Source organism: Synechococcus sp. A18-25c, from assembly GCF_014280035.1.
Classification (GTDB): Bacteria; Cyanobacteriota; Cyanobacteriia; order PCC-6307; family Cyanobiaceae; genus Synechococcus_C.
In genome coordinates, this window is the sequence record NZ_CP047957.1 from 83,630 (window position 1) to 110,015 (window position 26,386).

A 26,386-nucleotide genomic window follows, 5' to 3' on the forward strand; every position below is an offset into this window, starting at 1 on the left:
ATGCTGAAATGGCGCCGGTTGAGGTTGAGGCAGCAGCAGATCAATGGGGCGCAAGGGGATCATCCTGGCTGGCGGCAGCGGCACCCGATTGGCCCCGCTCACCACAGCTGTGAGCAAGCAGCTGATGCCGGTCTATGACAAGCCGATGATCCACTACCCGCTCAGCACGCTGATGTTGGCGGGCATTCGCGAGGTGTTGATCATCACCACCCCCCACGACCAGGCAGCGTTTCAGCGCCTGTTGGGGGATGGCAGCGCCTGGGGGATGACCATCGCCTACGCCGTGCAGCCGAGCCCCGATGGACTGGCCCAGGCTTTTCTGATCGGCGCAAACTTTCTCGATGGGGCCTCTGCGGCCCTGGTGCTGGGCGATAACCTCTTCCATGGCCATGAACTGATCCCTCAGCTGCAGGCGGCTACAACCCGCCACCAGGGGGGCACGGTGTTTGCCTATCCCGTCCGCGATCCCGAGCGTTATGGGGTGGTGGAGTTTGATGCCGCTGGTAAAGCGCTCAGCATCGAGGAGAAGCCGGTCCAACCGCGCAGCCGCTATGCCGTCACTGGGCTGTATTTCTACGATCACACCGTGGTGGATCGGGCCCGTGCGGTGCAGCCCTCGGCACGTGGTGAGCTGGAGATCACAAGCCTGAATCAGATGTATCTGGCGGAGCAGCAACTCACCGTGGAACTGATGGGCCGCGGCATGGCCTGGCTCGACACCGGCACTTTTGATTCCCTGCATGAGGCGGGGGCTTACATCCGTACCCTCGAACAACGGCAGGGGCTGAAGGTCGGCTGCCCGGAGGAGGTGGCCTGGCGGCGGGGGTGGATCGATGCCGCTCAGTTGGCGCAGCTGGCCCAGCCTCTCCTGAAGAGCGGTTACGGCCGTTACTTGCTGCAGCTGTTGGAGGAGCCCACTGGGGAACATGCGCTGTTGCAGAGGAACCTGGAGGGCCGCCCCTCGGAGATCAGGCATGCCCGCTGAAACGCTGCTGACAGCATCCGATCAGCCCATGGCCGGTCCGCTGTTGATCACTCCCCAGGTGTTCGGCGATGACCGCGGATTTTTTTATGAGAGTTGGAATGAGCGCCGTTTCCGCCAAGACCTGATCACAGCCGGTTTGCCAACCGCTGAAGCGGAGGGCCTGCAGTTCCGCCAGGACAACCATTCCCGCTCTAGCCGCGGCGTGTTGCGGGGTCTGCATTTTCAGCTCCCACCCGAACCCCAGGGCAAGCTGGTGCGTTGCAGTGTCGGCAGTATCTTCGATGTGGCGGTGGATTTGCGCCGCGGCTCCCCCAGTTACGGCCAGTGGGTGGGCGCGACGCTGTCGGCGGAGAACCACCAGCAGTTGTGGGTGCCGGTGGGGTTCGCCCATGGTTTTCTCACCCTCAGTGATGACGCCGAGGTGCAATACAAGGCGAGTGGCTTCTGGAACCGCGACTGCGAACGGTCCTTGTGTTGGGATGACCCCTCCATTGCGATTGATTGGCCGCTGCAGCAGGCCGGTGTGACGACGCCATTGCTGGCCGCCAAGGATGCAGAGGCGCCGGGGCTGCAGACGTTGCTGTCGGCGGGTGAGGTGTTCGCTTGAAGGTTTTACTCACTGGTGCCGGGGGACAGTTGGGTCAGGCGTTGTGCGACTCGGTGCCGCAGGGCCTGGAGCTGATCGCCACCGGCCGCCAGCAGCTGAACCTTGCCGATGCCCAGGCCTGCCGTGCAGCAGTGGAACAACACCGGCCGGACTGGGTGCTGAATGCCGGTGCCTACACCGCCGTTGACAAAGCCGAATCACAGCCAGAGTTGGCGCAAGCGGTGAATGCCGGGGCTCCTCGTGCTTTCGCGGAGGCCTTAGCAGAGCGCGGCGGCCGCTTGCTGCAGGTCAGCACCGATTTTGTGTTCAACGGCCAGCAGGGTCACCCTTACCAATCGACCCAGCCCCGCCAGCCCCTCGGCATCTACGGCTTGAGCAAGGCGGCAGGGGAAGAGGCGCTGGAGGCAACCCTGGGATGTGGTGTTGCAGGGGCGGCCACGATCCTGCGCACCAGCTGGGTGTACGGCCCAGTGGGCCGCAATTTTCTGCTCACCATGCTGCGTTTGCATCGCCTCAAGGCGGAAGCCGGGGAACCGTTGTTGGTGGTGGCGGATCAGGTGGGCTGTCCCACCTCAACGTTCGGCCTGGCCGAGGCCTGCTGGGCAGTGATCCAGCAGCAGGTGGCGGGCATCCATCACTGGAGCGATGCCGGTGTGGCCAGTTGGTACGACTTTTCGGTGGCCATTGGCGAGCTGGCGGTCGCTCGTGGCCTCATCCCCAAGGCCGCCAAGGTGCAGCCGATCACGGCAGCGGAGTACCCCACGCCGGCGCAGCGACCGGCCTATTCGCTGCTCGCTTGCGCTGACACGCGCCGTCAACTTCAACGGCAGCCGCAGCATTGGCGTGCTGCCCTGGAGGAGGTCATCCGCCATGTGGAGGCATGATCCCCGCACGCTGATCCTGCGGGCGTTGCTGCTGGATGCGGCCGGTCAGCTGCTCATCTTGGGCTTGATCCTCTGGATGCCGTCGTTGCTCGGTTGGACGATCGGCGGCAGCAACCTGGAGGGACAGTGGGGCTGGCTGTTGTTCTCGCTGCTGCTCTATCCCTTGCTGGGTTGGCTGTTTGGCAGTTACACGGTGTTGCGCTGGCGGCGTCTCACCCTGCCGGTGCTGTTGCAGCGGCTGGTGATCACCGCGGCGGTGAGCGTGCTGGTGGTGGCCGTGGCCCGTTGGTTGATCAATCCCGCCGATGCGGTGTGGCTGGTGTATCGGCGCGTGCAGTTGGTGTGGATGGTGGCGCTCACAGGTTGGGCCCTGCTTGTGCGATTGGCGCTGCGGCGTGGGCTGCTGCTGCATGACACGCCTCGGCTGTTGCTGTTGGCCCAGCCGAACGACATCCACACCGTGCTCACTGCCTGGCGGCGCGTGCCCCATCGCCAGCGCCTCTCACCTGTGGATGCGCTTCGGCTGCAACGGCGCCTGGATCAACCGGAGCAGCCGCTCCTGGTTGCTGTGAGTTCGGAGTTGCGCCGGGATCCCAGCCAGCGCTCGCTGCTGGAGAGCCTGGAGATGCGGGATCCGCGCGTCGTTCGCAGCGTGTCGGTTCTCAGCCTGTTTGAACAGTTGCAGGAACGTCTGCCCCCTGTGTTGATGGGGGATGTTCCCTTCACGTACGACGATCTGCCTTGGGCCGCTACCTTCAGCGTTCAGGCTCAGCTCAAGCGCATGGCCGATCTGCTGGTGGCGGCGGTGTTGTTGCTGCTCACAGCCCCGTTCATCGCTGTGGCGGCTCTGCTGATTTGGTTGCAAGATCGGGGGCCCATCTTTTATTCACAGCAGCGCAGCGGCTGGCTGGGGCGCCCGTTCACTGTGTTGAAGCTGCGCACTATGTCGGTGCAACCGGCGGATGCCCCGGCGGAGTGGACCCAGGTCGGCGATCAGCGCATCACGGCCATTGGTGCTGTGCTGCGTCGGGTGCGACTGGATGAGTTGCCGCAGCTGTTGAATGTGCTCAACGGCGAGATGAGCCTGATCGGTCCTCGGCCGGAGCGGCCGGAGCTGGAGCATCAACTGGAGCGCAGCATTCCCCACTACCGCAAGCGGCACTGGATGCGTCCGGGCTTAAGCGGCTGGGCCCAAGTGTGTGCTCCCTATGCCAGCAGTATCGAGGATTCAGACCTCAAGCTCTCCTACGACCTCTACTACTTGCGGCACTTCAGCACCTGGTTGGATTTGGTGATCCTGTTCCGCACGATCAAGACGGTGCTCAAGGCGGGCGGGCGCTGAGATGAGCTTTAAGTGGCATCTCAGCAACCCGTCATGGGGTGGACAGGTTTGAGTCATAGTTTCGTCATGGGTTGTGAGTAGCTTGAATTGAGATCCACGATCAGTTGTTTCCGCCATGTGCATGCTTTGCGATCAGGCACGCGGACAACGTTTTGTTGCTGGTGAGTTGAACGACAGAAAGGCTTTGTACGGGCTTTCGATTGCGCCTGCGGAGTTGCTTGATAACGACAGTGTTGCTTACACCCAATGGTCCACAGCGACCGATGGCGTTCTCGATTATTACCTCCACACTCTTGGTGGTGAAGTAGTTGTCTACGGAGGTGGGTTTGGAGAACAAACGATTCAATCAGTTGCGATTTCACAGGCAGACCAAAATTATTTCAATGCGATGGTTCAACGGCTCGACAGCATTCTTGATCTCGATTTTCGTCAGGTGGGTAATGCTGACTCTGCGGATGTTGATCTCTACTACGACACTGTGATCGATGTGGGTGGAGGCGGTAACACGCTTGGCTTAGCGACCACCAGTGGTCGTGGTGGCTGGGAGCTGTTTGTGAATTATCCCGAGGTTGAATTTGATGAGGCCTATCGCCGTTATGTCTTAGTCCATGAGTTTGGCCATTCCCTTGGCCTAGAGCATCCTTTTGAGGCGGGTGATGGCGATGCGGTCAAAGGCATCACGGATCCCTGGTTGTCTGCCTATCCAGAAGACACGGTGATGGCGTACCGCAATCCATCCAGCGGCACATGGCCCGACTTCTTCACAACCAACGATCTGAACGCCCTGATTGCGGTGTGGGGTGCTGAAACCCGGTTGTTTGGAGACGATCGCGACTTCGTCATGGGGGCCGCGTATCGAGACATTTTTCTTGGAGCAGGCGGCGACGATGAATTAAGGGGTAGGAAGGGTGCAGATCGCGTCGAAGGTGGTCTTGGCAACGATCAGGTGATGGGCGGCGACGGAGCTGACAATCTGTTGGGCGGGGCTGGCGATGACGCCATCTTTGGCGGTTTCGGGCACGACACGATTAACGGTGGAAGCGGAACCGATCGGATTCGTGGCGGTTATGGCGGAGATTTGTTCCTGATTTCGTCTGGCCAGGATGTGATCGAAGATTTCCGTTTGACCGAAAATGATCGGCTTGGGTTGCGATCGTGGATCGATTTTGAGCTGCAACAGCAAGGCAATGACCTGCAGGTGATCACGTCGCTGGGCACGACCACGCTTTGGGGCGTGGATTTGGGCAGCTTCTTGGCTCAGGACCGCGTGATCACGGTCTGATTACGATCAGCCAGCGCGCTTCGCCTGCTGATGCCGTCTTTGTTGCCTGATTCCATCCGGCGTGTGCTGGTGACCGGTGGCGCCGGCTTCATCGGTGGCGCTGTCGTCCGGCGGCTGTTGCGCGATACCCAGGTGCAGGTGTTCAACCTCGACAAGATGGGTTACGCCAGTGACTGCAGCGGGATTGAGGCGGAACTCACGGGATTGGGGGCTGCTGCGGTCAGACGTCATCACCTCCTGCAGGTGGATCTGGCGGATGAGCAGGCTACCCAGGCGGCGGTCAAGCAGGCCGACCCTGATCTGGTGCTGCACCTGGCGGCTGAAAGTCATGTCGATCGCTCCATCGATGGGCCGGGAGCGTTTTTGGAGAGCAATGTCAGCGGCACGTTTTCGCTGCTGCAGGCCTGCCGGGCCCACTGGGAAGTTCTTCCAGATGAGCGCAAAGCACAGTTCCGCTTTCAGCACATCAGCACCGATGAGGTGTTCGGTTCGCTGGGCGCTAAGGGCCGCTTTTCAGAAACGACCCCCTATGACCCCCGCAGTCCTTACTCCGCCAGCAAGGCGGCCAGTGATCATCTGGTAAGTGCCTGGCATCACACCTATGGAATGCCTGTGCTGCTCACCAACTGCAGCAACAATTACGGGCCTTGGCAGTTCCCGGAGAAGTTGATTCCGGTGGTGATCCTCAAAGCGGTGGCCGGTGAGCCGATTCCTCTGTATGGCGATGGTGCCAATGTGCGGGATTGGTTGTTTGTCGACGACCATGTGGATGCCTTGTTGCTGGTGGCTTCCAAAGGTGAGGTCGGCCGCAGCTACTGCGTCGGTGGTCACGGGGAGCGCAGCAACCGTGAGGTGGTGGAAACCATCTGTGTACTGCTGGATGAACTGCGGCCGCAGGACGCTCCCCATGCACGCTTGATCACCTTGGTCAACGACCGGCCTGGCCATGACCGTCGCTATGCCATCGATCCCGGGCGGATCATGGTGGAGCTGGGCTGGCAGCCACGCCATGCCTTCCGCACAGGTCTTGAAGCCACCGTCCGTTGGTATCTCGAGCATCTCGACTGGTGTGCGGCAGTGCGCAACCGTGCCGACTACAGCGGGGAGCGCATTGGAGTGACGGGATGACCTTGCGTCTCCAGCTTCATGTCGGCCATGGCAAGACCGGTAGTTCGTATCTGCAGAGCTGGCTGGCTGCCAATGCCGCCGTGCTGCTGAACCAGCATCAGCTGCTATATCCGCAGATCTGTCCGTTCACGCGCGTCCGCGACCGCCGCGCGGAGCAGAGTCAATTCAGCATGGGCAATGGGTTTGTGCTCAACCCTGTGTTGCAGGACGGGGTGAGCTGGCGTCGGCAGCAGCGTTGGTGGCGGCGGCTGTGCCAGCAACAGTTCCTGCAGCCGCAGCAGCTGACATCGCTGGTGTTCAGCCATGAGCCCTGGGCGCGACAATTGCCCTCGCAATGGCCGCAGCTGATGCAGCTGGTGGCGTTGATGGAGGTGCAGGCCCTGGATTGCTGGTTGCTGGTGCGCGATCCCCTCGACCATGCCCTCTCCGTCTACGGGCAGATGGTGAAACGCCATGGCTTTTCTGGCTCAGTGGAGGACTGGCTCGGCATCTACGACTTCCCTGAGGTGTTGATGCGCTTTCTGGATGCCGTTGAGGCCTCAAGCCATGCTGTGTGTCTGCGGGTGGATCACTACGGCTCCAGGCGTCAGGAGCTGCTGCGATGCTTGAAGCAATGGTTGGTGCTTCCCGCCGATGGCGACTGGACGGCGATCAGCGATGACCGGGTGAATCGCTCACTGACCGCCGCTGAACTCACCCTGATGCGTTGGTTGAATGCCCGTGACCCTGACCTGGCCTTGCGCACGGGTGAGCATCTGATTCAGCGCCTGCCGCAGTTGCGTGGTGCTGTGCAGCCACCGTCCGTGCCGGTGATCGAACGCTTTTTGCAGAGATGGCAGGGCACAGTGGATCGGCTTAATCAACGCCTGCCATCCCATGCGCAGCTCCGCTTGCCGAGGCCTGAGACAGGTGGCTTGCCTGGCGACGATGCCTTTGCAGACCCTGCCCTGACCTTGACGCGGGAGCAACTTGACTGTCTGTTGGATGCAGCCCAGGGGGTGCGGTGATGACGGAGCGCAGTGGTCCTAGCAATTGGTTGCTGATCAGCGTGGATCAATGGCGGGGTGACTGGTTGCACCAGTCCTGGTTGCAGCTGCCGCACCTCCAGCGCATGGCCCATGAGGGCTGGGACGTTAGGCGTTGCTACACCTCGAGCCCTCAGTGCATTCCGGCGCGGGCCAGTTGGCTGACGGGGCTGACGCCGGGGCAATTGGGCGTGACCGCCAACGCGCATTACACCGTTCCTGCGGATGCCCCGTCGTTTGTGCGTGATCTGCGCGATCAGCATGGTTTTCACACGGTGCTGGTGGGTAAAACCCACTGGACTCCCCACACCAAAGGCGTCGATCTGCGCGACAACCTCCCTTTGATGCGAGAGCTGGGCTTTGAGCATGTGCGCGAAATCGCCGGGCCGCGGGCCCTGGCGGAGGTGTCATGCGAGTTGACGGATCGATGGCAGGAGGCCGGCGTGATGGAGGCCTACCGCGCTGATCTGTTGGATCGCTACCAAGACGGTTGCGCTCATACGGTGCGTCCCTCGGTGCTGCCGGATGCGCTCTATCCCGACCTCTGGCTGACCGGCGTGGCCCTCGAGGAATTGGCCCGCATGCCGCAGGATCGGCCGTGGTTGTTGTGGGTCAATTTCCCCGGCCCGCATGAGCCTTTTGATGTGCCATCCAGCTGGCGCGGCCACCACGGTGCGATTCCTGCACCGGAGCCTCGCCCAGAGGATGCACAGGAGCTGCAGCGCAGCGCGCCCGAGGGATCCGAGCTGGCGCGAAAGTTGCAACGCTGGCCCGATGGTTTGCCAGAAGAAGCGCTGCAGGCGCTGCGGTCGGACTACGCCGATCACCTGTATCTGTTGGATGCTCAGATCGGAACGTTGTTGAGGGCGATGGCCGACCGCAGCGACGGAGCTCAGACGGCAGTCAGCGTTTGCAGTGACCACGGTGAATTGCTGGGGGATTGGGGCCTGTTGCTCAAGGGCTGCTTCCTCGAGGGCGCCATGCGCAGCCTGTTCCTGCACCGCCCCCCTGGTGAACGCTCCTGGCCGCGGCGTCTGTGGCAACCCAAGGGGCGGCCGCATGGGTTGACCCAATGCTTGTGGGATGCCGCAGCGGCCGTGACTTGGCCGGAGGAGGGAAGTTTCGGCTGGCGCTTGCGCCGTCAGGATCCGGAGGTGTTGGTGGAGTTCGCCGCTGAAACGCTCACGCTGCGTTGAGCGGTTGCCGGTTGCTGTCGATCAGTGTCTGGAGGTCGAGCTGGAAGGTGTGGCAGAGCTCGGCGGGTGTGCCATAGAGCTTCACGCCTTGAACCCGCGGCAAAGCGATCTGCTCACCAGCCTCCAGCGCCGCTTGCAGCATCGGAGCGATGTAATGCTCGCCATTCACGGTGGCACCCTCGTTCAGCTGTTGGTGGGCTCGGTCCAGAAACTGCGCGGCTGACCGGAAGCCGTAGAGACCGATGGAGGCAAGATTGGAGATGCGCCGCTTCTCGGCGATGGCGATCGCCCGAAGCGGATTCTGGGGATTCGGTTGCCCGAAGGACCAGTGCTCTCCTTCTGCTTTAAACACCGGCATGCTGGCGACGCCGTCCACCTGCTCCAGGGCCGGAGACCATTGAAATCCGGTGTCGCAGTTGTGGATCAACAGGCTGAGATCCCTGCACTGCCGTTGTTCCTGCAGCAGGGCGTCCACAGCCGCTGCGCTGGTGGCCAGCTGGCCGGGCAGCAGTTGATCCATCTCCAACCAGTGCAGGCGGAGCTGGGGATAGCTGTGCTCCAGACGCGCATTGATGGCCTCTCGGATGCCGTGGCGTCGTTGCACCGCCAGCATCAGATGATCACCGTCTGCAAAGGCAAAGCTGGTGAGCGTGTGCTCCAGCAGGGTCTTTCCCTGCACCTGAATCAGAGGCTTGGGCGCTTTGATGCCGGCTTTGGCAAACCGGCTTCCTTCGCCGGCGGCGGGGATAAGCACAAGACGGCTCATGGGCGGTGCGGGAAGGTTTGCAGGTAGCTCAGAAACGAGGGATGGCCGTGCTCCACGGTCAGAAAGCCCTGATGCGGCGCGGCTGGCTTGAGCACTGGAAAGTGTTGCAGCACGGTGAGGGTGGCCGCCGTTTCCAGGGGGCTGACGAAGCCGTCATTGGGCAGCGACTGCTGGCGCAGGTGTGCAACCTGCTTGGGGCCCAGCACGAAACAGCCGGCGTGGGGGTTGTCGGTGATGTCAAAGCTGATTTCCTCACCCTCTGGATCGAACCGTCCGCGCATAGCACTGGCCTGGGGGGTGCAGAAACGGCCAATGAATTCCGGGCGCAGCGGGCCATCCACCAGCAGCCGCGCCTGCGGGCCGGAGGCAATCGGCTCGAAGCGATGGGGCGTCAGCACCAGTTGCTCTCCGGTGCGATTCAAAAACCAGTGCTGTTTGTCGAGGAACAAGGGGTCAGCGATGACCAGATCATCTTCCAGGTAGAGCGTGAGATCGGCTTTGGGCTCCTGCTGGATCAACCAGTTGCGGGTGGCCAGCGGCAAATGCCGTGGGTTGTCCAGCTGGACGTCATGGAGCTGGATCCGGCCTGCATGAAGTGCCAGCGCATCTTCCAATCGGTGTTCCCCATCGGTGAACACATGCAGCTCGATCTCAATGCGATCCAGCCGTTGCTGGGCACTACGACGGTTGTTCCAGTGATCGATGCGTTGCCCGCCGATGTGCAGCAGGGCATCGGTGGGCGATCGGCGCAATCCCAGCAAGCTGCCGAGGCAACGGCCCAAGGCGAGGCAGCGGGCCAGTCTCTGCCCGGGCCGGCCGCTGCCGTAGCCACTGCCGCCGTTCGTTTCGCGGAAGAAATGCGGGATGCCGATTCTCACGTGCAGAGTGGTGTCCGCAGTCATCGCAGCACCGCATCGAACTTGGCTTCCAGGATCATCATGCCGATGGCAATAAACGCTAGGCATCGATCCCCATCCTCGCGGTGCAGCGGCAGCATCGAGACAAACAGGCTGCTGGTGAGCCAGCGTTCCTCTTCCGGGAGCAGACCCTGCAACAAACCTGAGCTGTCCATCGCCTGCTGCAGCGCGTCGTAGTGGGCGGGCACATCCAGGTGGAGGCGCAGATGGCCAGGGCTGAGTTTCTCCAGGCTGAAGAGATCGTTCACCACCACGTCATAGAGGTAGCGGCCCGAATGCAGCAGCTTGATCTGGTCGTAGCGCGGATCCCCGAAGCCAATGGGCCATGGGGCGCCATCAGGTCGTTCTCCTCGGGGGTCGATCAGGCGAATGGAGCCACTCTGGGGTTCGGCCAGGATGTTGTTGAAGCAGAGATCCCCGTGGATGCGCTGCAGTGGGCGTGATGCCTCCAGGCTGGGGAGGTGCTCCAGCAAAGAGGTGGCGGCAGCGGCTGGGGACGGCAGCGTCAGGGTGTGGGTGGCATCGCCATGTCGTGCGCAGAGTTTCAGCGTCCAGCCCCGGGTCCACCAGTCAGTCCAGTGGCTTCCATCCGCCAACAAGGGTGGTTGGCGTTGTAGTTGCTCCAGCCGCTGCTGCAGCTTGCGGCTGTAGAGCCAATCCACGGTTACGGGCGGCGGCGGCGTGATGGCGGGGGCTTCCCCCAGGCCGGTGCGCACACGGCTGAGGCGTTGCATCAACTGACGCCAGCTGTTGGGTCCGATCTGCCAGTGCAGAAACAGTTCCGCGAGGCTGGGAAAGGGGATGTATTCCAGTTCCAGCTGCCCAGGTTCATGGCTGAGGCAAGCCGGGAAATAGCGTTGCAGGGGTTGCGGTAGTGCCTCGAAATAGGCCGCTTCCTGGGCCAGCCGTGTGGCGTCCTTGGAGCGCTTGCGGATCAGGTCGTCGCTGGCGCAGTAGCTCACACTGTTGAAGCCGCGACTGGTGAGCCGGCTCAGCCGGCGGCGACTGGCAGTGGCCCGGTGACCCAGATCCAGCCACGGCACTCGTTCCAGGCGCGTATCGCCTTGCATCCAGAGGCCTTCAGCAACGGAGAGCAGATCCAGATCGCTGCTGGGTGTCCAACCTGGTTGTTGCTGGCGCTCTGCCAGCAGCTGGCGCAAGCGTGCAGTGGGAGCGCTGATCAGGCCGGTGAAGGGATGGCTGTCGGGTTCGTGATCCGTTCTCGGCTGCTGCTTCGGGTGGAACTGCGGCGCGTCGGCATCAAGGGCACTAACGGCCGACCAATTCTCCCGTGGCAGCGCTTGATCCCCCAGTCCGATCCAGCAGCCCTCCGGTAGTGACGTTGGTGGCAGGGTGGTGATCGGTTGCACCAGCACCTGTTCGGTGCTGATGACGGCCAAAGCGGCCTCCAGGCTGGCCAGTACACTGGGCTGGGCAGGGATGGTCAGACACTGCCATTGCTGGCGCCCCCGCATGGGCCTCGCATGGGGTTGGTCGGCGTCTACAACCACCATCAAAGAGGTGATACTTGGTGCGTTATTCAGCCGTTCCCTGATGTGATCCAACGCGAAGCCACTTCCGTCGGGAAGCTCCGCCGGACTGCGGCTCAGCAGTGGGCTGGGTCCAAGGGTTTTGCCTGCCAGGCTGCCACCGGCGAGCACCAACGCAGTGGTGGAGGTCACGGGCAGGTGTTTCGGTCGCTGTAGAGAAAGCCTCGCAGGCTGCGGCAATCTCGGAAGGGAATGCCGTTGAAGTTGAGAAAGCGGGCGAAGCTCACTTCGGACGCGAAACGTGGATGACCTTTAAAAAGGCGGTGGTACTTCGTGTCATGATTAGGTTTGAACTTCGCTAAAGAATCAGCCAGCGATCTCCCACCTTTATGAAGCTGTTGACGCCAGATTTCCGTATTAGAGGGTGTCCCTACGAGATCGATTGGCCAATTTAATCCATACCACTTAATAGAATCATCAGACAAAAGCACTTGCCGAGCATTGATAGGCCAATAGCCACCTTCTTTTTGATCAAACCAGCCATTTAGATTTGCGTAAAATGCTTGCAAAAGCATCATCAAGTCTCGGCTGCCTGCAAAAACTTTATCGGAAGCCCCAATAAGCCCAAAATCATTGCCCTGACAAGCTTCAACGACGTTTTTGATAAATCGTTGAGGATGCACAAAGTGATAGTCTGTTCTGAGTTTGATTACATATTTATATTGCCAACCCTGAAATTTTTCAGAATTTTTTATCATTTCTAGCCCAATACTCAATTTATGCCATTGCTTCATTGATGAAACTGGCAAACCAAGATCTTCGTTGAACTCTTTGATGTGATCATCTATAATAAAACAACGTTCTTTTTTCGAAATCTTTTGAGCCGCTTCGCCGAATCGCGAAGTTGTAACTGTAAAAATATCTATTTGCTCTCCGAGGCCAGTTAAAAATTCTTTGTTTCTTTCATAACATCTTAATTCCCCAGCAATCACCAGAGCTATTTTGCGACGAAAATTGCCAAACGATTTTCGGGAGGGGGGTTGTTCAAGCCGTGACGGGCAGCGTGTATTGAGCTCGCGTGCTGCAAGCAGCTCGGGATCGTCCAGCGATTCCTCAAGGGAGCAACTTTGATGATCTCCAGAGGCGCTGAGCAAAACCCACTTTGGTTGATAAGGATTTTTCACCTTTCCTTCAGCTCGTTCCCACATCCACGTGATATAATGAATACATATTTTTTGTGATCGAGTCAGGACATCCTGACCATACTCAACGACCACTTGCTGAATTGCACAATAACCGTTGACCTGCCTGGGGTTTCGGGCTATTTTGCCACGGCAAGCTAAATTTTTGCTTTAAGTGGCCTCTTCTCTTCCGTCCTCAACTATCACGGGCACTTCAGCTAGTGATGTGAGAGCCTCGACGCCAGGTGTCGCGGCCCTAATCGAAACTTTTGGCTCAGCCGACACTATTACTCTCCAAAACACAGGCGATTGGGGTATCGGTGGTGATGGGGCTGACTCAATCCGTATCGGTGCCACTGACGCTGTTGCACTCAATCAATCGGTTCAAGGTGGGTTTGGTAGCGACACCATTTCTATCGGAAGCACCGCAATAGCAGCAGCAACATTTGCAGTTGGTGCAAACCAAGGCAATGACTCCATTTCAATTCAAGCAAACGCCTCCATTGCCATGTCTTTGGCAAGCATCGGTGGTGGTCTTGGAAATGACACTATTGCTACCTCAGGTATTGCAACGATGTCGTCGGCCACTATCAAAGGTGGTGATAACAACGACAGTATTGTGATTGCTTCTGGCGCAATCACTAATAGTTCCGTTAACGGCAACAAGGGTGCTGACTTCCTGGATATTGGTTTTACTGCATCGACTGGAGGCACCGTTGGTGGTGGTCTCGGTCAAGACACCATCTTGCTCTCTGGCGTTGCTGCCGGCAACGCAGCCAGTTTTGTTAACGGTGGCGGCGGAACTGACTCCATCAACTTGCTTCTAGCTGGTGGTGGAGGGACAACCATTAATGGTGGTGGCCTTTCCGACACGATCACTCTTAACGATGCAGTAAATGGTGTCGTTATTTATGGTGACGCTAACGGAATAACAACTTCTGGCTCAGGCACAGGTGGCACTGCTGATGGAGCTGACTTAATTGGTGCATCCACTGCCAACCTCGATGCTGCGTCATCCATCTACGGTGCTGGCGGAAACGACACCATCACATTTTTGTCTGCAGCAGGAACTGTAGTCGCTGATGGTGGTGACAACGCTGACTCGATTACTCTCACAGAACTAGATGCACTTTCCACTGTCTCTGGCGGTTTAGGTGGAGACACCATCGCCATCGGAACTGCAGCACTTGCAGTTACCGTTGATGGCGGCGCTGGTGCAGACAACATTCAACTTGAGGCTGGTGCTGGTTCATCAATTCTTGGTGGATCAGGTATCGATACCATCGCGATCAAGCAAGCCGCCGCTGGTAATTCTGTTATTGACGGTGGTACTCAGGCAGATGGAATTTATTTCGCTACCGCAACCACCGGTACTCTGGCCCTCCTCAATGGGGTAGCAACTGTCAAAGGTGGTGACGGTGGAGACACAATTGCCTTCGACCAGTTTGAAACAGCCGCGAGTGTGCTTGGTGGTGCTGGCAATGACTCCATTGCCATTGGCATGACAACCGTTCAGGACCTCACCTTCTCTGATATTGGAACCATTGATGGTGGTGCTGGCGTCGACACCATTTCATTCCTTTCCAGTAAGGGTGATGTTTTCGATACTGGCGGTGTCGTGGTAACAGGCCAGGCGAACATTGCTTATGGTTCTGGTGATGTGATTGTTATTAACACCACAGCTGCTGTCGACTCCACCACTGTTTTCAATGGTTCCACCGCTGGTTTCGCCAACGGTTACCTGAAGACTGCTGCCGCAGGAACAATTAGTGTTTACAGTGACGGAACTGACACTATCTTCGCCATTACCGATTTGGTGTCTTCCGGTGTCACGTTCAGAATCACTGGAGCTGATCTGGTGACTACTACTGCTGCGGACAATACCGCTGTTGGTGGGGGCTCTGGAAATGCTAACTTTGGCTTCAGTGTTGCAGCTGACACTGCTACCAGCTATACCATTACTTTGACCTAATTTTTAACGGTCTAATTTCCCAATTTATAGAGAGCGCTCAAGCTCCTTTATAATGAGGCCCTACGGGGCCTTTTTTTATGCGGGAGAATCTGGAGAATCATCAAAACAATGCCTATCTTGAAAAAAATCAGCGAATTGCCCAAGCTTCCATGGGTGCTCGTTACGAAGCCCTTGATTGGAAAGTAATCAAATCAAGGAGAGATGCATGTAAGCGTGTTTATGATGAGGAACCCTTTAACCTAAAATCAGATGATTTTTTATTATTACCTCCAATAATGCCAGCTAATAATGATATTGCACAACATTATGCTAGCCTTAATAAAGATTTAAAAATTGGGCAAAAACATTGATCAGTATATTGATGTACATGCACGAGACCCTCATCTCTTCTATCCTTTATTAAAGTTCCGCCAGGCAGTGATTGATGTAGGCTTTGATCCAGATAATCAAATTACGAATTTAAAAGGTTTGCGACCTTATTTTCTTGTCGTTTTTGCTACAGGAGACGGAGATATTTTGCGAAAAATAATCAATACATTTCAGCCTCATCATATTGTTCTTGCACTTTCCGATTGGCATGATTTTGCTACTAGCTTTTGGGATTTAGATTGGGGTGAAATTCATAAACAGCAAATTTCTAGAGGTAAATTTTCAATCTGCCGCTATGATGACGGTAAGCAAATTCTAGCCTTTCTTGCTGGTGAGTGTTTAGCTGGTCTTGATCACGCGTTGTGTTACCTTCCTCCCGAATCTAGTTGTAATCCAAAGGCATATGAATTTCATAAGCAAATCACCCAAGCTTCTCTGAATAACGCTATTTCATATCTCGGCTATACGATTGACGAAATTAACATGGTTTGGAATACTTGGAAAACTTTAAGTCATCAGCCAAAAATCTATTCAAAACCGCAACGAGCTTTGGGTGGTCGAATGGTGGTGTGTGGAAGTGGGCCTAGTCTTGACGAAAATATTGAACACTTACGAGATTTGAGTCGTACGCATTTGATTACAGCTTGTGGTTCAAATTTCCGAACATTGAAAGCCAATGGTATTCGAGTAGATTTTTTGGCTTTGGTAGAGAGAGCGGATGAGGTTCTCAGTGATGTTAAGCAAGTCGTCCAAGAAAGTGGTGCTGGAGAAACACGTCTTGTGATGTCAACTACTTGTCATCACGAGCTTCAAACCATGTTTGGTGAAGCCATGGTTTATTTCCGACCAGCCTTAACTCCATTAGCTTTATTTTCAAATAGACCTGATGAAATTTTGAATTTTGAAGGGCCTGAAAGTATCAACGCCGGTGTGGCTATCGCATCAGCTTTTGGTATGGATGAGTTAGTTTTGGTTGGAGTAGATTTAGGTGCTCGATCTCTAGACAAGGTTCGGAGTGCTGATGCAGTCGGTTGTGTTGTTCGTGATCTTGAGTTCGAAGAGGTAGGAAACTTTGGTGCGAAGGTGTTTACATCTAGGCTTTTACGAGATGCACGTACGACAGTCGAAACCTGTTTAATTCACTTCTCCGAACTGAAAGCCTTCAATGCCAGTGATGGTGTACAAATCAAAGGAGCTGAGACTTGTGTGCTGAGTGATCGTGTAGCTGCATTTAAAAATCAACCATCGCTTCAAGATTTCGATTCAACAGCTTTGGGGAATTGGTGGATTTCCTCACCACGTTACACGCCGGAGCGTTTTAAAGCCTCTTGGCAGAGCAGGCGTCCACGTGCTGAGATTCATTCAATGATTTCTGCTTTGGGCAAGGTTTTCTCTTCAAGTGATTACTCTTGGGAGACGAATCTTATATTTCAAGTGACCCAATTATTAGATTTATCCGGCCCACCTCATATTCAGTTTCCGCGTAGAATGTTGAGGAGTACAATACATAAGTTGGTTGTTGCTGTGCACCGACAACTTTTGATTATGGGCCCAGGAAGTCAGGAAGCTCATGATTTTGATTTGGCAGCACGCGAAATATTGCTTGACCTACTCCCAGTCCTGGAACTAGAGCTTTATGCTCTTTGTGACGCTGTCGAAGCATTGCCTGTCCTCGCAACATGCGATAATTAACTTATGTCATCAGAAGGTGAGAATGATGGATCAAAATGTTGACTGCTTGCAGGCAAACTTGAAATGGCTGGCTAATGTTCAGCCAGAATTGGCGAATCAAGTTGCAGAACTAACTGAAAAGGATGTTGTTTTCCGATTTGACTCTGTTTCTTCAGATTATGATCTCTATTTTAAAAATGAGAGAGTGTTAGAGGGCAGTATTGAATCCCTTGAACAGATTTTCAATCTTCAACTTGAATCTACAGATGGAATTGCGATGCCAAGGCTGCATCGTAATTTTCCTGAGTGCTCTAACGCTCCTGGGAATATACTTTCGGCAATGGTTGATAAGCACCATGAGCTGCTTTCTGATTTTATGCCTGCACTACCTTATAAAGATGATCCACTTCAGCATAAAAAACCACCATATAGAAATTTACTTGTAATGGGCAGCTTAATGTTGTCTCCTCTTTTGTCCTATCTAAAACAAGTAGATGAATCACCATGGGTGAGCATTACAGTGGTAGAGGACGACGTTCGTCAATTGCAAGCGATGTTGTCATTGGTTGATATGCCTACTCTGGTTAATATATGCAAAAAAAGATCAATTTCTTTCGTATGGCATGTTGATGCCAATAGTTCTAATCTTCGAGACCGAATCTATTCACAACTGAGTACGACTAGTCCTACCTTTTTATTTGGCTGGCAGATCCTTCGAAGTCCTGTCCAATCACCCGCTCTTATGGAGTTGCGTAGTTGGCTTCATGCTCCCGAGGGTGCTGCTCAGAACATGCTGGCGATGCTTGGCTTTGCCACTGATGAAATTAATCAATCCCAACAAGCCTTGTGGAACGCTGTTTCGCAACAGACAATGCATATCTTGTCTTCCGACATATTGACTGAAGACACCCCAATAGTTGTTGTAGCGAGTGGTCCTTCTTTAGATAGCAACATTGAATGGTTAAAACAGCATTGTCAACATTTTAATATCGTTGCTGCAGGAAGTGCACTCGGAACTCTTTTAAAGGCTGGAATTCGCCCTTCTGTTGCCTTATTTTTGGAGCGTGGCTCTGAAGTCTATTCGGATCTTTGCACTCTTTTGGTTGAGGGATACACATTAAAAGATATCTTTGTTTTTGTGTCTAGCACGATTGATCCTAGAGTTCCGGCTTTGTTTGATCGCGCTGCATTCTATCACCGACCTGTCGCAGCAGCTACAGAACTTTTCCCAAATGATCAAAATGCCACGATGCCAATATCTGGTCCTCACGTAATTAATTCTGCCGTCGAAACTATGCTTTGTCTAGGTAGTAGAGAGATACTTTTGGTTGGTGCTGATTTTGGTGCTGTTAACAAAAAATCTCCTAGATCACTGAATGCTCTTGGAGTTTCACCACGAGACTTTACGATCCCTGTCAAGGGTAGTCGTGGACGCACTATTTTTTCTGAGCCTGAGCTTTTGCATACCGGCTATTTGCTTAACCGTGTGATCTTATCTTTTCCAGGTTGCAAAGTGTTCAGGTTAGGGGAAGGTATAGTCATGTCTTCAACGAAAAATGTTGAAGAATCAAACGAGCTAGCCGCACAATTTGCAAGATCACCTAATGCTTTAAGACGTAAACTCAGTAATTTGCCTGTTAGTAGCTTTTCTAAATCAGAGTGTTCCATTTTCTTTGACTCTGTTGAGAAGGATCTTTCAAAATGGGTAGAAGAAGTGTATTCATCTGTCCATATGACAGACGGTTGGTGTAAATCCATCGCTGACGCCATTTCTCCATTGTTGCTTCGGCTTAATATGGGTGATTCTAGGGAAAGGAAATTCATTACTCGAATTTTGAGTCAGCCTCTCTTTTTTATTTGCATGCAACTCTATGATGTATCTGTAGAAGACACAGATCAGTTTAAGCAGCGACAATATGACTTCTTAAAAAGTGTTGATTTATTGGCGAGCACATTATTATTTTGGCTCTCTGTCATGCGTCCTTGGCTATCGGCTCAGCAGCTACCATCTTGGAATCCAGAGTGGCTTCGTCAGCACTATCAAGTGTTTAGTTCCCAGAACATTTAAACTTCTGAAAATTTATTTAATTTTTGTTAGGACTATGTCTTCTTATATTCACTTTTAGTTTTAGAAAGCGTTACGCTGAAATCATACTTATAATCTTCACATTACTTAGGATCTATTTTAGCAAATTCTTTTTGTGAATGCGCTTGCTTTGTAGTGCGCTTAAGCAGCATTAATACTTTCAGGCTATATTTATCTTTAGCAAATTGTTAATCAGTGCTTCCCACTTTTTCAGGCTATTTGTAACCGAAAACTCTTGGCGTATTTCGCAACGCTGTTGCGATCTTTTTCTTAGTCTGCTAACCATTGTTTTTTCGATGGCTTGAGGGTTGTCGAGATCTATCCATGTCACGTCTGATTGATTTTTGACGATTCCTTCAGTGGCTTCAGTCTCATTGACGCAGAGGCGTGCACCACAAGCTGCCGCTTCAAACAAACTCCAACTTGTCACATATGGCCTAGTGAAATAACAATGTAAGTTGCTTCTTTGTAACACCATACGATATTGTGGGTAAGGCAACAATCCGGTGAAATGTAGCCGTTCAAGGCCTTTGAAATTACCCATTTCGGCTAATATATATTTTTTCCAACTTCCTTCGTGGGTTGGTGCATCGTAGCTGTAGGCACGTCGGTCACGGCCTGCAATTACTACATGAAGGTTTTCAATTTTTTGAAGGGCTTTTGATGCTGAGCGTAAAAATTCTGGAAATCCACGCAGTGTCTCCATCCCTCGCGTTGCATAACTTAAGATGACCATGTCTGGGGTTATGACTAATGGTTTGTCAAGTTCTTCTCCAGTAATTTGAATGGTTTGTATATCTACTTCATTGTATGGGTGAAAAAAATCTGTATCGATTCCGTCAAAAATAACGCTTAATTTGTTTTGAAATTCTTTAGGGAACTGTTGATGCTGCCATGCTGTGGGTACGACTCCAGCATCACAACTCGATAGCTCCTCCAAGATGTTTAGATTACGCATGCGGGTCTTTAGTTGTTCGTCCAACCCATAATTGTTGAGTAACCACTTCGCGGTTGCTTTTTTGAAATACCATTCAAACAGCCCTATGTGTATGGTCTTGGGCAACAAGTCCTTGATGAATAAACCTAATCCAACACCGCCGTGGGTTATAACCAGTTTGGGGTCAAAACCTTCTTCTAATAAGCTGTTTATTTCGCGTATTACCGCTTGTCCTTTTAGGATCGACTCTTCTGTAGCCGTTAGGTAGTGGTGTGTGCTTGGATGAGCTGAACGATGGAGTTTGAAGCAGCGGATCGTTACGCCTTGAATTGGTTGTGTGGCTGCATCCTGTCTCCCAGTTAAAAACACCACACTGTTTTCTCTGCTTGCGCCTAGAGCTGCAGCAAGATGCTTGAACTGAGCCGGGTAGTTGCCGTGAATGAAAAGGATGTCCATGTTTATATTGTCTCCTAACCCACCCTCTTGTGACCAATCCTTGTATGCGAATTTTATTCGTTCATCAGTCTTTCCCTGGTCAGTATCGTCATGTATTAAGGGCTCTTGCTAAGGAGGGTGGTCACCAGATCGTTGGTCTCGGTATTCACCCATTAACTGAGCCTATTCCAGATGGTGTCACGTACGTTCGCTATACACTTAGCCGTGGTACAGGCAAGGATACTCATTCTTGGGCATCTGAAACGGAGACCAAAGTTATCCGCGGGGAGGCTTGTGCTAAAGCTGCTCATCACTTGGTTCAGCAGGGATTTTATCCAGATTTAATCTGTGCACACCCCGGTTGGGGCGAAGCATTGTTTCTTAAGGATGTGTGGCCTGCTGCCAAGGTTCTTAGTTATCAAGAATTTTATTACCGAGCTCGAGGTTTTGATTATGATTTTGACTCGGAATTGCAGGGGCCACTGGATTGGCAGGCTTGTGCCAAGTTGAGAATGAAAAATGCTAATAATTTACTGATGCTCGAATTAAGTGACTGGAGCGTTACTCCTACTCTATTTCAGAGAAGTAGCTTTCCATTGTGCTTTCAGGATCGTATTAGTGTGATCCACGATGGAATTGACACTCAGCTAGCTGCTCCTGATCCTGCTCCCCAGCCTTGCAGGCTCCCTGGTGGCGTCATCGTTTCTCCAGGAGAATTGATCGTCACATTTGTGAACCGTCGTATAGAGCCCTATCGAGGCTGTTTGACATTCATCCGATCTATACCTGCAATTCAAAGGTTATGTCCAACTGTCAAAATTGTTGTTGTGGGCGGACATGAAGGCGTTAGCTATGGGCAGGAGCCACCAGTGGCTAATTGGAGAGATATTTGTTTGGCGCAAATTAGGGGACACTATGATGAGTCGAGCATTCATTTTGTAGGGAATTTGGACTATCAAAGTTTCCTTTCACTCCTAAAGTTAAGTACATGTCATGTGTATTTGACATACCCTTTCGTTTTGAGTTGGAGTTTGCTCGAAGCTATGAGTGTTGGCTTGCCAATTGTCGGGTCGTCTACAGCTCCTGTTCAAGAAGTTATTCGCGATGGGGAAAACGGTATGTTGGTGGATTTCTTTTCACCAGATCAGCTTGCGCATGCTGTTGCGGAGATTCTCAGCGATCGTGAGAAAGCTATTGCACTTGGAAGAGCTGCGCGGGAAACAATTTTAGCTAATTACAGTTTGGAGAGATGTGTTCCACAACAGTTACAGCTGATGCAGCTTGTTGCTGGTGGGGTGTTTTAAGTATCTCCTTGATGGGAGTATAAGGTGGCATATCTTCCCCCAAGGTTCATTAATTGATCGTGAGTTCCTTGTTCAACAATTCGACCTTCATGCATCATCACAATTCGATCCGCATGCTTAACTGTACTTAGACGGTGGGTAATGAAAAATACAGTTCTTCCTCTCAGTTGATCCTGGAGATTGCGACATACATTGGATTCAGTCTCATAATCTAATGCACTTGTGGCTTCATCAAGTACAAGCAATTTTGGATTCTGTAGTAATGTCCTAGCAATGGCAATGCGTTGACGTTGACCACCGCTTAAACCAGCACCACGTTCACCTAATTGGGTGCCGTAGCCGTCCGGGAGTTCCATGATGAAGTCATGAGCTTCTGCTGCACGTGCAACACTGATCACTGCGTTAGTGTCAGCCTCAGGTGCGTTCATCGTGATGTTGTCCCTGATTGTGCCCTCGAACAACAAGCAATCCTGAGGGACTATGCCAATTTGTTGGCGAATGCTGCTTAGATTTACCTTATTGATGTCATAACCATCAATGAGGATCCTCCCTTCGTTGGGTTCGTACAGCCTGGGAAGAAGCTTCATAAGTGTGCTTTTGCCGCTTCCACTTTGGCCAACGATTCCAATAAAGCTTCCTGCTTCAACAGAGAGGTCCACTCCATCTATCTGCATACTTCCTTGAGTACCAAATCGAAATTTGAGAGAATCGAATTTCACATTACCTTTAATTGGAGGAAGCGAAATTTGATCTGTATCACGGTCTCCCGTTTCTGATACCTGATCGACGATGTCAGCGAGTCTCTCCATTGAGATTCCCACTTGTTGGAAGCCTTGCCACAAACTTGATAGGCGAAGGATCGGACCTGTGACATAACCAGCAATGATGCGAAAAGCTATTAGCTGTCCCAGGCTAAGTTGCCCATCTATGACTTGATATACACCAACCCAAATGATTAGAAGTGAGCTAAGTTGATTTAAAAAATTACCAACTTCGCTAGCGCTGCTTCCGAGGACAACACTTTTGAAACCTTCAGCGATCTGACCTGAATATCGTTCTTGCCACCGCCAGCGTGAATTCAGTTCAAAGTGTTGCGCTTTAACGGTCTGAATACCACCTAATGTTTCAATGAGATGACTCTGTGTGCGAGCAGCGAACTGGGCTTGATTACGTATAAGCCTTCGATAGACAGGAGCAATAAAAAGAATCAGCAAAATATATAATGGTATGGTGCCCAGAGCGACAGCTGTTAATAGTGGGCTATACATTAACATAATTAGAATATAGATTGTTGCAAATAAAAGATCTAGCGCGCTCGTAATAGCTGTGCCTGTGAGAAATCCGCGAAGATTGCCCAGCTCGCTGAGGCGTTGCGAAAGCTCCCCAACAGGACGCTTTTCGAAGAAGCGCAGCGGTAATCGCAGAAGCTTATCGATCACCTGGCTCCCCAGTAGAAGGTCCATGCGATCAGTGGTGTCGATCAGCAACCATGTGCGCACTGCCGTTAGCAGACCCTGGAATAATGCAGCCACGACAAGAGCAGCACCCAGCACTTGCAGTGCTGAAAGGTTGCTCTGATTAATTACTTTGTCGATGATTTGTTGCAAAAGCAATGGGTTGGCGAGTTGGAAAAGCTGTATGAAAAGGGATGCAAGTAACACCTGAATTAGTGGCCACTGAAAGCGCTTTAGTACTGGAGCAAACCAACCCCAGCCGAATTGTTTTGTTGGTGTGTTGGACAGGCGTTTGACCAACACTACTTGAACTTCATTGCCCCATTCTTCAAGAATTTTGTTGAATGGAAGGTTACGCCAGCCTCGTTCAGGATCGGCAAGTAAAACTTTGCCACCTTTAACTTCTGTCAGGAGGGCGAAATATCCCTGGGTTGCCACAATTACTGGCAACTCAAGGCGATGTATTTGTTCAAATTTCACAGAACCCACCTGTGTTTGGAGGCCCATTGTTTCAGTTAATTGGCCGATGGTGTGAATTGGAATCTGTCCATTGCGTTCGCTTGCACCCTCTAACACTTTTTCGATCACATCTATTGGACATGGTGTGTCGTAGGCACGGGCGAGCATGCGCAGGGTGGCCAGATTGGCACCTACTGGCCCATGTCCACGGATCGGCCGAAATCCCTGGAGGTCAGCCTCGTTCCTGGCGTCTCGTAGGCCAAGTTCGGTTAGATCAAGATTGGTGCTCGGATTCCACTTATTAGTGTTGTTTGTGTTGTTTTTGGACTCCTTCAAGGTGGAGAAATTGTTTTTGTTAGCTTGTGTAGCTAGGTGCTTAGCCGACAAATTTTGGGTGGGTGTCCAATACCAAAACCGAAGTGGAAGGCGGCTGACTTTGCTGAGCTCCTCCTGCTCAAAGAGTGTAACTACAGTACCCGTGAGTGATGCATGCTCAGGGAGCACTGTGCTCAGCAGTTTTTTGGTGTGATCTGAGTGAGTCGCTTCTGGAAGGCTTGCTTGCAATTGCTCAATGATCCACTCACTTGCATTGGTTGGAGGATTGGCTTGCGTCTGTAGGTGTCTGCTGAGGACGGCAGCACCCTCGCAGGGCGACCAATGGTTTTGTAGGCCCACTGTTAGGCCTTCATCCTTCTTAATAAGGTTGTTCAGAAGCTCCAGAGGCACGCTGACCAATTGCGTTGTTCGTCGTGCAATTGCTCCTTCGCAGGCGGATTGACGTAATAAACCGACCACTCCGACTAGCTGCCCAGCTTCAGCTCGACCCACGCTGAACAGATCGCTGTGAAAAGGCTCTTTGGCCAGTAGTCGAAGGGCACCTTCGATAACGACGAAGGCATGAGTTTCTAAAGCTCCTGCTCGCAAAAGAGTCTGGCCTTGCCGTAACGTAATTAGCTCGGATGCTCCAGCGAGTTGCTGAATGGATGGCAGCAAGGCTTGCTGAAACTCTTTGACGCCTCGAAGAAATTCAAGTCGGTTGGCGGGGTTGACGCTTGCAGTCATTCCGGAAACCTGATCTTGTTGAGCATCTTGCTGCATTCCTGGGACGCCCATTCATTAAATGCTTGTCTAAGTATTGTCTTACGCACCTCTTCCCCAAACGGAGTGGGCTGAAACTGCTCAAGAGCCACCACGATTACTTGGCTGCCAACCTGTATTGGTCGTGAGATGCGACCAGGTTCGTTCTGGCGTAGAGCGTTCAGCACGGGTTCTTCTACCTCAGACACAGGGATTGGCCCCCGTCGGGCAGTTGCATCAGCAGCCGCACCAGGGAACTGGCGTGCAAGACCGTCCCAGCTTTCCTCGCCGTCCTTCAGGCGGAAATAAATTTCTTGCATCACGTCAGAATCGCTTGATTCAAGGCGCTGATAACTCACAAAGTCGAATTGTTCTTTATTTTTGAGGTAAAGGCTTTGGGCGAAAGGTCCCCAGCGATCTTCTCTATATTTAATAATCTGGTAAGGCCGAGCAAGCATCCGCAGCAGCAATTTTTCATCAATATGTCGTTTTTGAAGGTGGTCAGAATATGCTTCGTCGCTGACAAGTTGATTATTGGTTCTGAATTCATTCAGTAATTCATCTAGTTTTTCCTGATTGATATCGATATGGGATACTGTCTTCTCTAAGACCCATTCTTGTACTAGACGTGTCAAGGCTCCCTGTTGGCGAACTAATCTAACCGTCTCGCTAATTGAGAGTGGATTATCGTCAATCCACATAGCAGTGCTATCGACTTTTGTGTCAAGGGTCATGGTTGACGCAAGCGCTTTAGGCTTTCGCCTCGGTTGGTGAATAAATCGCTGAGCAGTTCAATTAATCTTCTGTCACGTAACTTTAGATTGGTAGTAATGGTCATGCCTGATTGTAGTGGGATTACTGTGCCGTCTTTAGTTTCAAGTGTGGAGCGGCTCAGGTTCAACTCAACTGGAAAATGGTATGAGCGTATGAGCTCGCTCGGAGGTAGGGCATCGGCACCAATGCTACGTATGGTGCCGTCAATCTCGCCATATTCGGTATAGGGGAAGGAGTCAACACGGATCTTTGCAGATTGGCCAGGGCGAATGAAGCCAATGTCTTGATTGCCTACATTAACTTCTCCACCAAGTTGGCCGTTGGGAACGATTTTCAGCAATGGTTCAGCATTGGTCGCCACATAGCGATTGTTGTCGGGTTGGAGATCAAACACCGTGCCGCTGATCGGTGCTTTCACCACTTCATTGCGTAATTGGCTTTGGATCTGTTGCAACTTCCCTTCTAGGTTAGCGGTGCGGCTTTGACTGTCATTCTGCAGTTCTTCCCGTTCTGTTTGCATCTGCAGCAATTCATCGCGCAAGGTTTCGAGCTGGTTGGCTTGCTGGAGGATTTGAATTTCGCTGATGGCGCCGCCGCGTTCCAGCGGGGTGAACCTCTCCAGAATCCTTTCCGTAAGGTTGATGTTGCGTGTGAGGGTTTGCTGGCGTTGTTCGTTTCGGCGTAGTTGGTCAGTCAAGCGCTCGCGTTCAAGCTCCAGTTGCCTCGCAATGGTGCTCTCCTCAGCTTCGGCCGATTTCACGTCGAATCGCAGTAGTGGTTCACCCTCTTTTACTTCCTCCCCATTACTCACCAGTACTTGGCTGAGCTGGCCGTTGACAGGGCTCTTGACTTCAACACCCCCCTTTTGTGGTACGAGGCGGCCTTGCACAGTAATTACCTCGTCCAGGCGATAGAACCAGGCCGTGGCAAAGGCTGTTGCACCCAGGCCCACCAGCGACAGCAGGAAAATCTGCCCCCACTTGGAGGTTTGCCGCACCATCACAGTGTGTTCCTGCGGCAGCAGCATGAAGCGCCGCTTCTGCCG

The 26,386-nt window shown here is 53.0% G+C and carries 21 protein-coding genes; 13 read left to right on the forward strand and 8 right to left on the reverse strand.

Going from position 1 to position 26,386, the window contains the following annotated elements; all coding sequences use genetic code 11:
• Positions 1-43: 43 nt before the first annotated feature.
• The 8 genes from rfbA (at position 44) to SynA1825c_RS00440 (ending at position 8,449) form a co-directional block, all read left to right on the forward strand.
• A complete protein-coding gene (gene rfbA, locus SynA1825c_RS00405; RefSeq protein ID WP_186469810.1) occupies positions 44-985 on the forward strand; it encodes a glucose-1-phosphate thymidylyltransferase RfbA in 942 nt (313 codons plus the stop codon).
• A complete protein-coding gene (gene rfbC, locus SynA1825c_RS00410; protein ID WP_186469811.1) occupies positions 975-1,592 on the forward strand; it encodes a dTDP-4-dehydrorhamnose 3,5-epimerase in 618 nt (205 codons plus the stop codon). The genes rfbA and rfbC overlap by 11 nt, the downstream gene beginning before the upstream one ends.
• Complete coding sequence (rfbD, locus tag SynA1825c_RS00415; RefSeq protein ID WP_186469812.1) at positions 1,589-2,476, forward strand: dTDP-4-dehydrorhamnose reductase; 888 nt, start codon at positions 1,589-1,591, stop codon at positions 2,474-2,476. Before rfbC ends, rfbD begins: the two co-directional genes overlap by 4 nt.
• The gene (locus tag SynA1825c_RS00420) at positions 2,463-3,818 is read left to right on the forward strand and encodes a sugar transferase (protein WP_186470914.1); all 1,356 of its coding nucleotides are present in this window, start codon (positions 2,463-2,465) and stop codon (positions 3,816-3,818) included. Before rfbD ends, SynA1825c_RS00420 begins: the two co-directional genes overlap by 14 nt.
• Positions 3,819-3,939: 121 nt before the next feature.
• Positions 3,940-5,100, forward strand: coding sequence for a M10 family metallopeptidase (locus tag SynA1825c_RS00425; RefSeq protein WP_186469813.1), 1,161 nt, complete (start codon positions 3,940-3,942; stop codon positions 5,098-5,100).
• A gap of 30 nt (positions 5,101-5,130) precedes the next feature.
• Complete coding sequence (rfbB, locus tag SynA1825c_RS00430; protein ID WP_186469814.1) at positions 5,131-6,228, forward strand: dTDP-glucose 4,6-dehydratase; 1,098 nt, start codon at positions 5,131-5,133, stop codon at positions 6,226-6,228.
• Entirely contained in the window at positions 6,225-7,235 is a 1,011-nt protein-coding gene (locus SynA1825c_RS00435) for a hypothetical protein (RefSeq protein ID WP_186469815.1), read from the forward strand. Before rfbB ends, SynA1825c_RS00435 begins: the two co-directional genes overlap by 4 nt.
• Positions 7,235-8,449 (forward strand): sulfatase-like hydrolase/transferase, encoded by a 1,215-nt coding sequence (locus SynA1825c_RS00440; RefSeq protein ID WP_186469816.1) that lies wholly within the window; start codon positions 7,235-7,237, stop codon positions 8,447-8,449. Before SynA1825c_RS00435 ends, SynA1825c_RS00440 begins: the two co-directional genes overlap by 1 nt.
• Here the strand turns inward: SynA1825c_RS00440 and SynA1825c_RS00445 are convergent.
• Genes SynA1825c_RS00445 through SynA1825c_RS00460 form a run of 4 tightly spaced genes read right to left on the reverse strand, consistent with a single transcriptional unit; the run spans position 8,436 to position 12,806 of the window.
• Entirely contained in the window at positions 8,436-9,215 is a 780-nt protein-coding gene (locus tag SynA1825c_RS00445; RefSeq protein WP_186469817.1) for an NTP transferase domain-containing protein, read from the reverse strand. The genes SynA1825c_RS00440 and SynA1825c_RS00445 overlap by 14 nt on opposite strands.
• The gene (locus tag SynA1825c_RS00450; RefSeq protein ID WP_186469818.1) at positions 9,212-10,117 is read right to left on the reverse strand and encodes a hypothetical protein; all 906 of its coding nucleotides are present in this window, start codon (positions 10,115-10,117) and stop codon (positions 9,212-9,214) included. The genes SynA1825c_RS00445 and SynA1825c_RS00450 overlap by 4 nt, the downstream gene beginning before the upstream one ends.
• Positions 10,114-11,814 (reverse strand): hypothetical protein, encoded by a 1,701-nt coding sequence (locus SynA1825c_RS00455; RefSeq protein WP_186469819.1) that lies wholly within the window; start codon positions 11,812-11,814, stop codon positions 10,114-10,116. Before SynA1825c_RS00455 ends, SynA1825c_RS00450 begins: the two co-directional genes overlap by 4 nt.
• Positions 11,811-12,806: a hypothetical protein gene (locus SynA1825c_RS00460; protein WP_186469820.1), complete on the reverse strand. Its 996-nt coding sequence runs from the start codon at positions 12,804-12,806 to the stop codon at positions 11,811-11,813. Before SynA1825c_RS00460 ends, SynA1825c_RS00455 begins: the two co-directional genes overlap by 4 nt.
• 172 nt (positions 12,807-12,978) lie before the next feature.
• On the opposite strand from SynA1825c_RS00460, the gene SynA1825c_RS00465 reads away from it, so the two are divergent.
• The 4 genes from SynA1825c_RS00465 to SynA1825c_RS00480 all read left to right on the forward strand — a co-directional run bounded on the left by SynA1825c_RS00465 (position 12,979) and on the right by SynA1825c_RS00480 (position 18,883).
• Positions 12,979-14,775 (forward strand): calcium-binding protein, encoded by a 1,797-nt coding sequence (locus SynA1825c_RS00465; protein WP_186469821.1) that lies wholly within the window; start codon positions 12,979-12,981, stop codon positions 14,773-14,775.
• 77 nt (positions 14,776-14,852) lie between these two features.
• Positions 14,853-15,125, forward strand: coding sequence for a hypothetical protein (locus SynA1825c_RS00470; RefSeq protein WP_186469822.1), 273 nt, complete (start codon positions 14,853-14,855; stop codon positions 15,123-15,125).
• Positions 15,109-16,836, forward strand: a complete 1,728-nt coding sequence (locus SynA1825c_RS00475; RefSeq protein WP_186469823.1) for a 6-hydroxymethylpterin diphosphokinase MptE-like protein — start codon at positions 15,109-15,111, stop codon at positions 16,834-16,836. The genes SynA1825c_RS00470 and SynA1825c_RS00475 overlap by 17 nt, the downstream gene beginning before the upstream one ends.
• 25 nt (positions 16,837-16,861) lie before the next feature.
• Positions 16,862-18,883 carry a 6-hydroxymethylpterin diphosphokinase MptE-like protein gene (locus tag SynA1825c_RS00480; protein WP_186469824.1) on the forward strand — a complete coding sequence of 674 codons (2,022 nt, stop codon included), beginning with the start codon at positions 16,862-16,864 and terminating at the stop codon, positions 18,881-18,883.
• 178 nt (positions 18,884-19,061) lie between these two features.
• On the opposite strand, the gene SynA1825c_RS00485 is transcribed toward SynA1825c_RS00480, so the two are convergent.
• The gene (locus tag SynA1825c_RS00485; protein WP_186469825.1) at positions 19,062-20,294 is read right to left on the reverse strand and encodes a glycosyl transferase family 1; all 1,233 of its coding nucleotides are present in this window, start codon (positions 20,292-20,294) and stop codon (positions 19,062-19,064) included.
• Between the two features lie 29 nt (positions 20,295-20,323).
• Between SynA1825c_RS00485 and SynA1825c_RS00490 the strand changes: the two genes are divergently transcribed.
• Positions 20,324-21,577, forward strand: a complete 1,254-nt coding sequence (locus tag SynA1825c_RS00490) for a glycosyltransferase family 4 protein (protein ID WP_370593762.1) — start codon at positions 20,324-20,326, stop codon at positions 21,575-21,577.
• On the opposite strand, the gene SynA1825c_RS00495 is transcribed toward SynA1825c_RS00490, so the two are convergent.
• The 3 genes from SynA1825c_RS00495 to SynA1825c_RS00505 are packed head-to-tail and all read right to left on the reverse strand — an operon-like array spanning position 21,574 to position 26,368.
• On the reverse strand, positions 21,574-24,588 hold the full coding sequence (locus tag SynA1825c_RS00495) for an ABC transporter transmembrane domain-containing protein (protein WP_255478411.1): 3,015 nt from the start codon (positions 24,586-24,588) through the stop codon (positions 21,574-21,576). The genes SynA1825c_RS00490 and SynA1825c_RS00495 overlap by 4 nt on opposite strands.
• A complete protein-coding gene (locus tag SynA1825c_RS00500) occupies positions 24,549-25,301 on the reverse strand; it encodes a peptidylprolyl isomerase (RefSeq protein ID WP_186469826.1) in 753 nt (250 codons plus the stop codon). The genes SynA1825c_RS00495 and SynA1825c_RS00500 overlap by 40 nt, the downstream gene beginning before the upstream one ends.
• Entirely contained in the window at positions 25,298-26,368 is a 1,071-nt protein-coding gene (locus tag SynA1825c_RS00505; protein ID WP_186469827.1) for an HlyD family secretion protein, read from the reverse strand. The genes SynA1825c_RS00500 and SynA1825c_RS00505 overlap by 4 nt, the downstream gene beginning before the upstream one ends.
• Between the last annotated feature and the right edge of the window lie 18 nt (positions 26,369-26,386).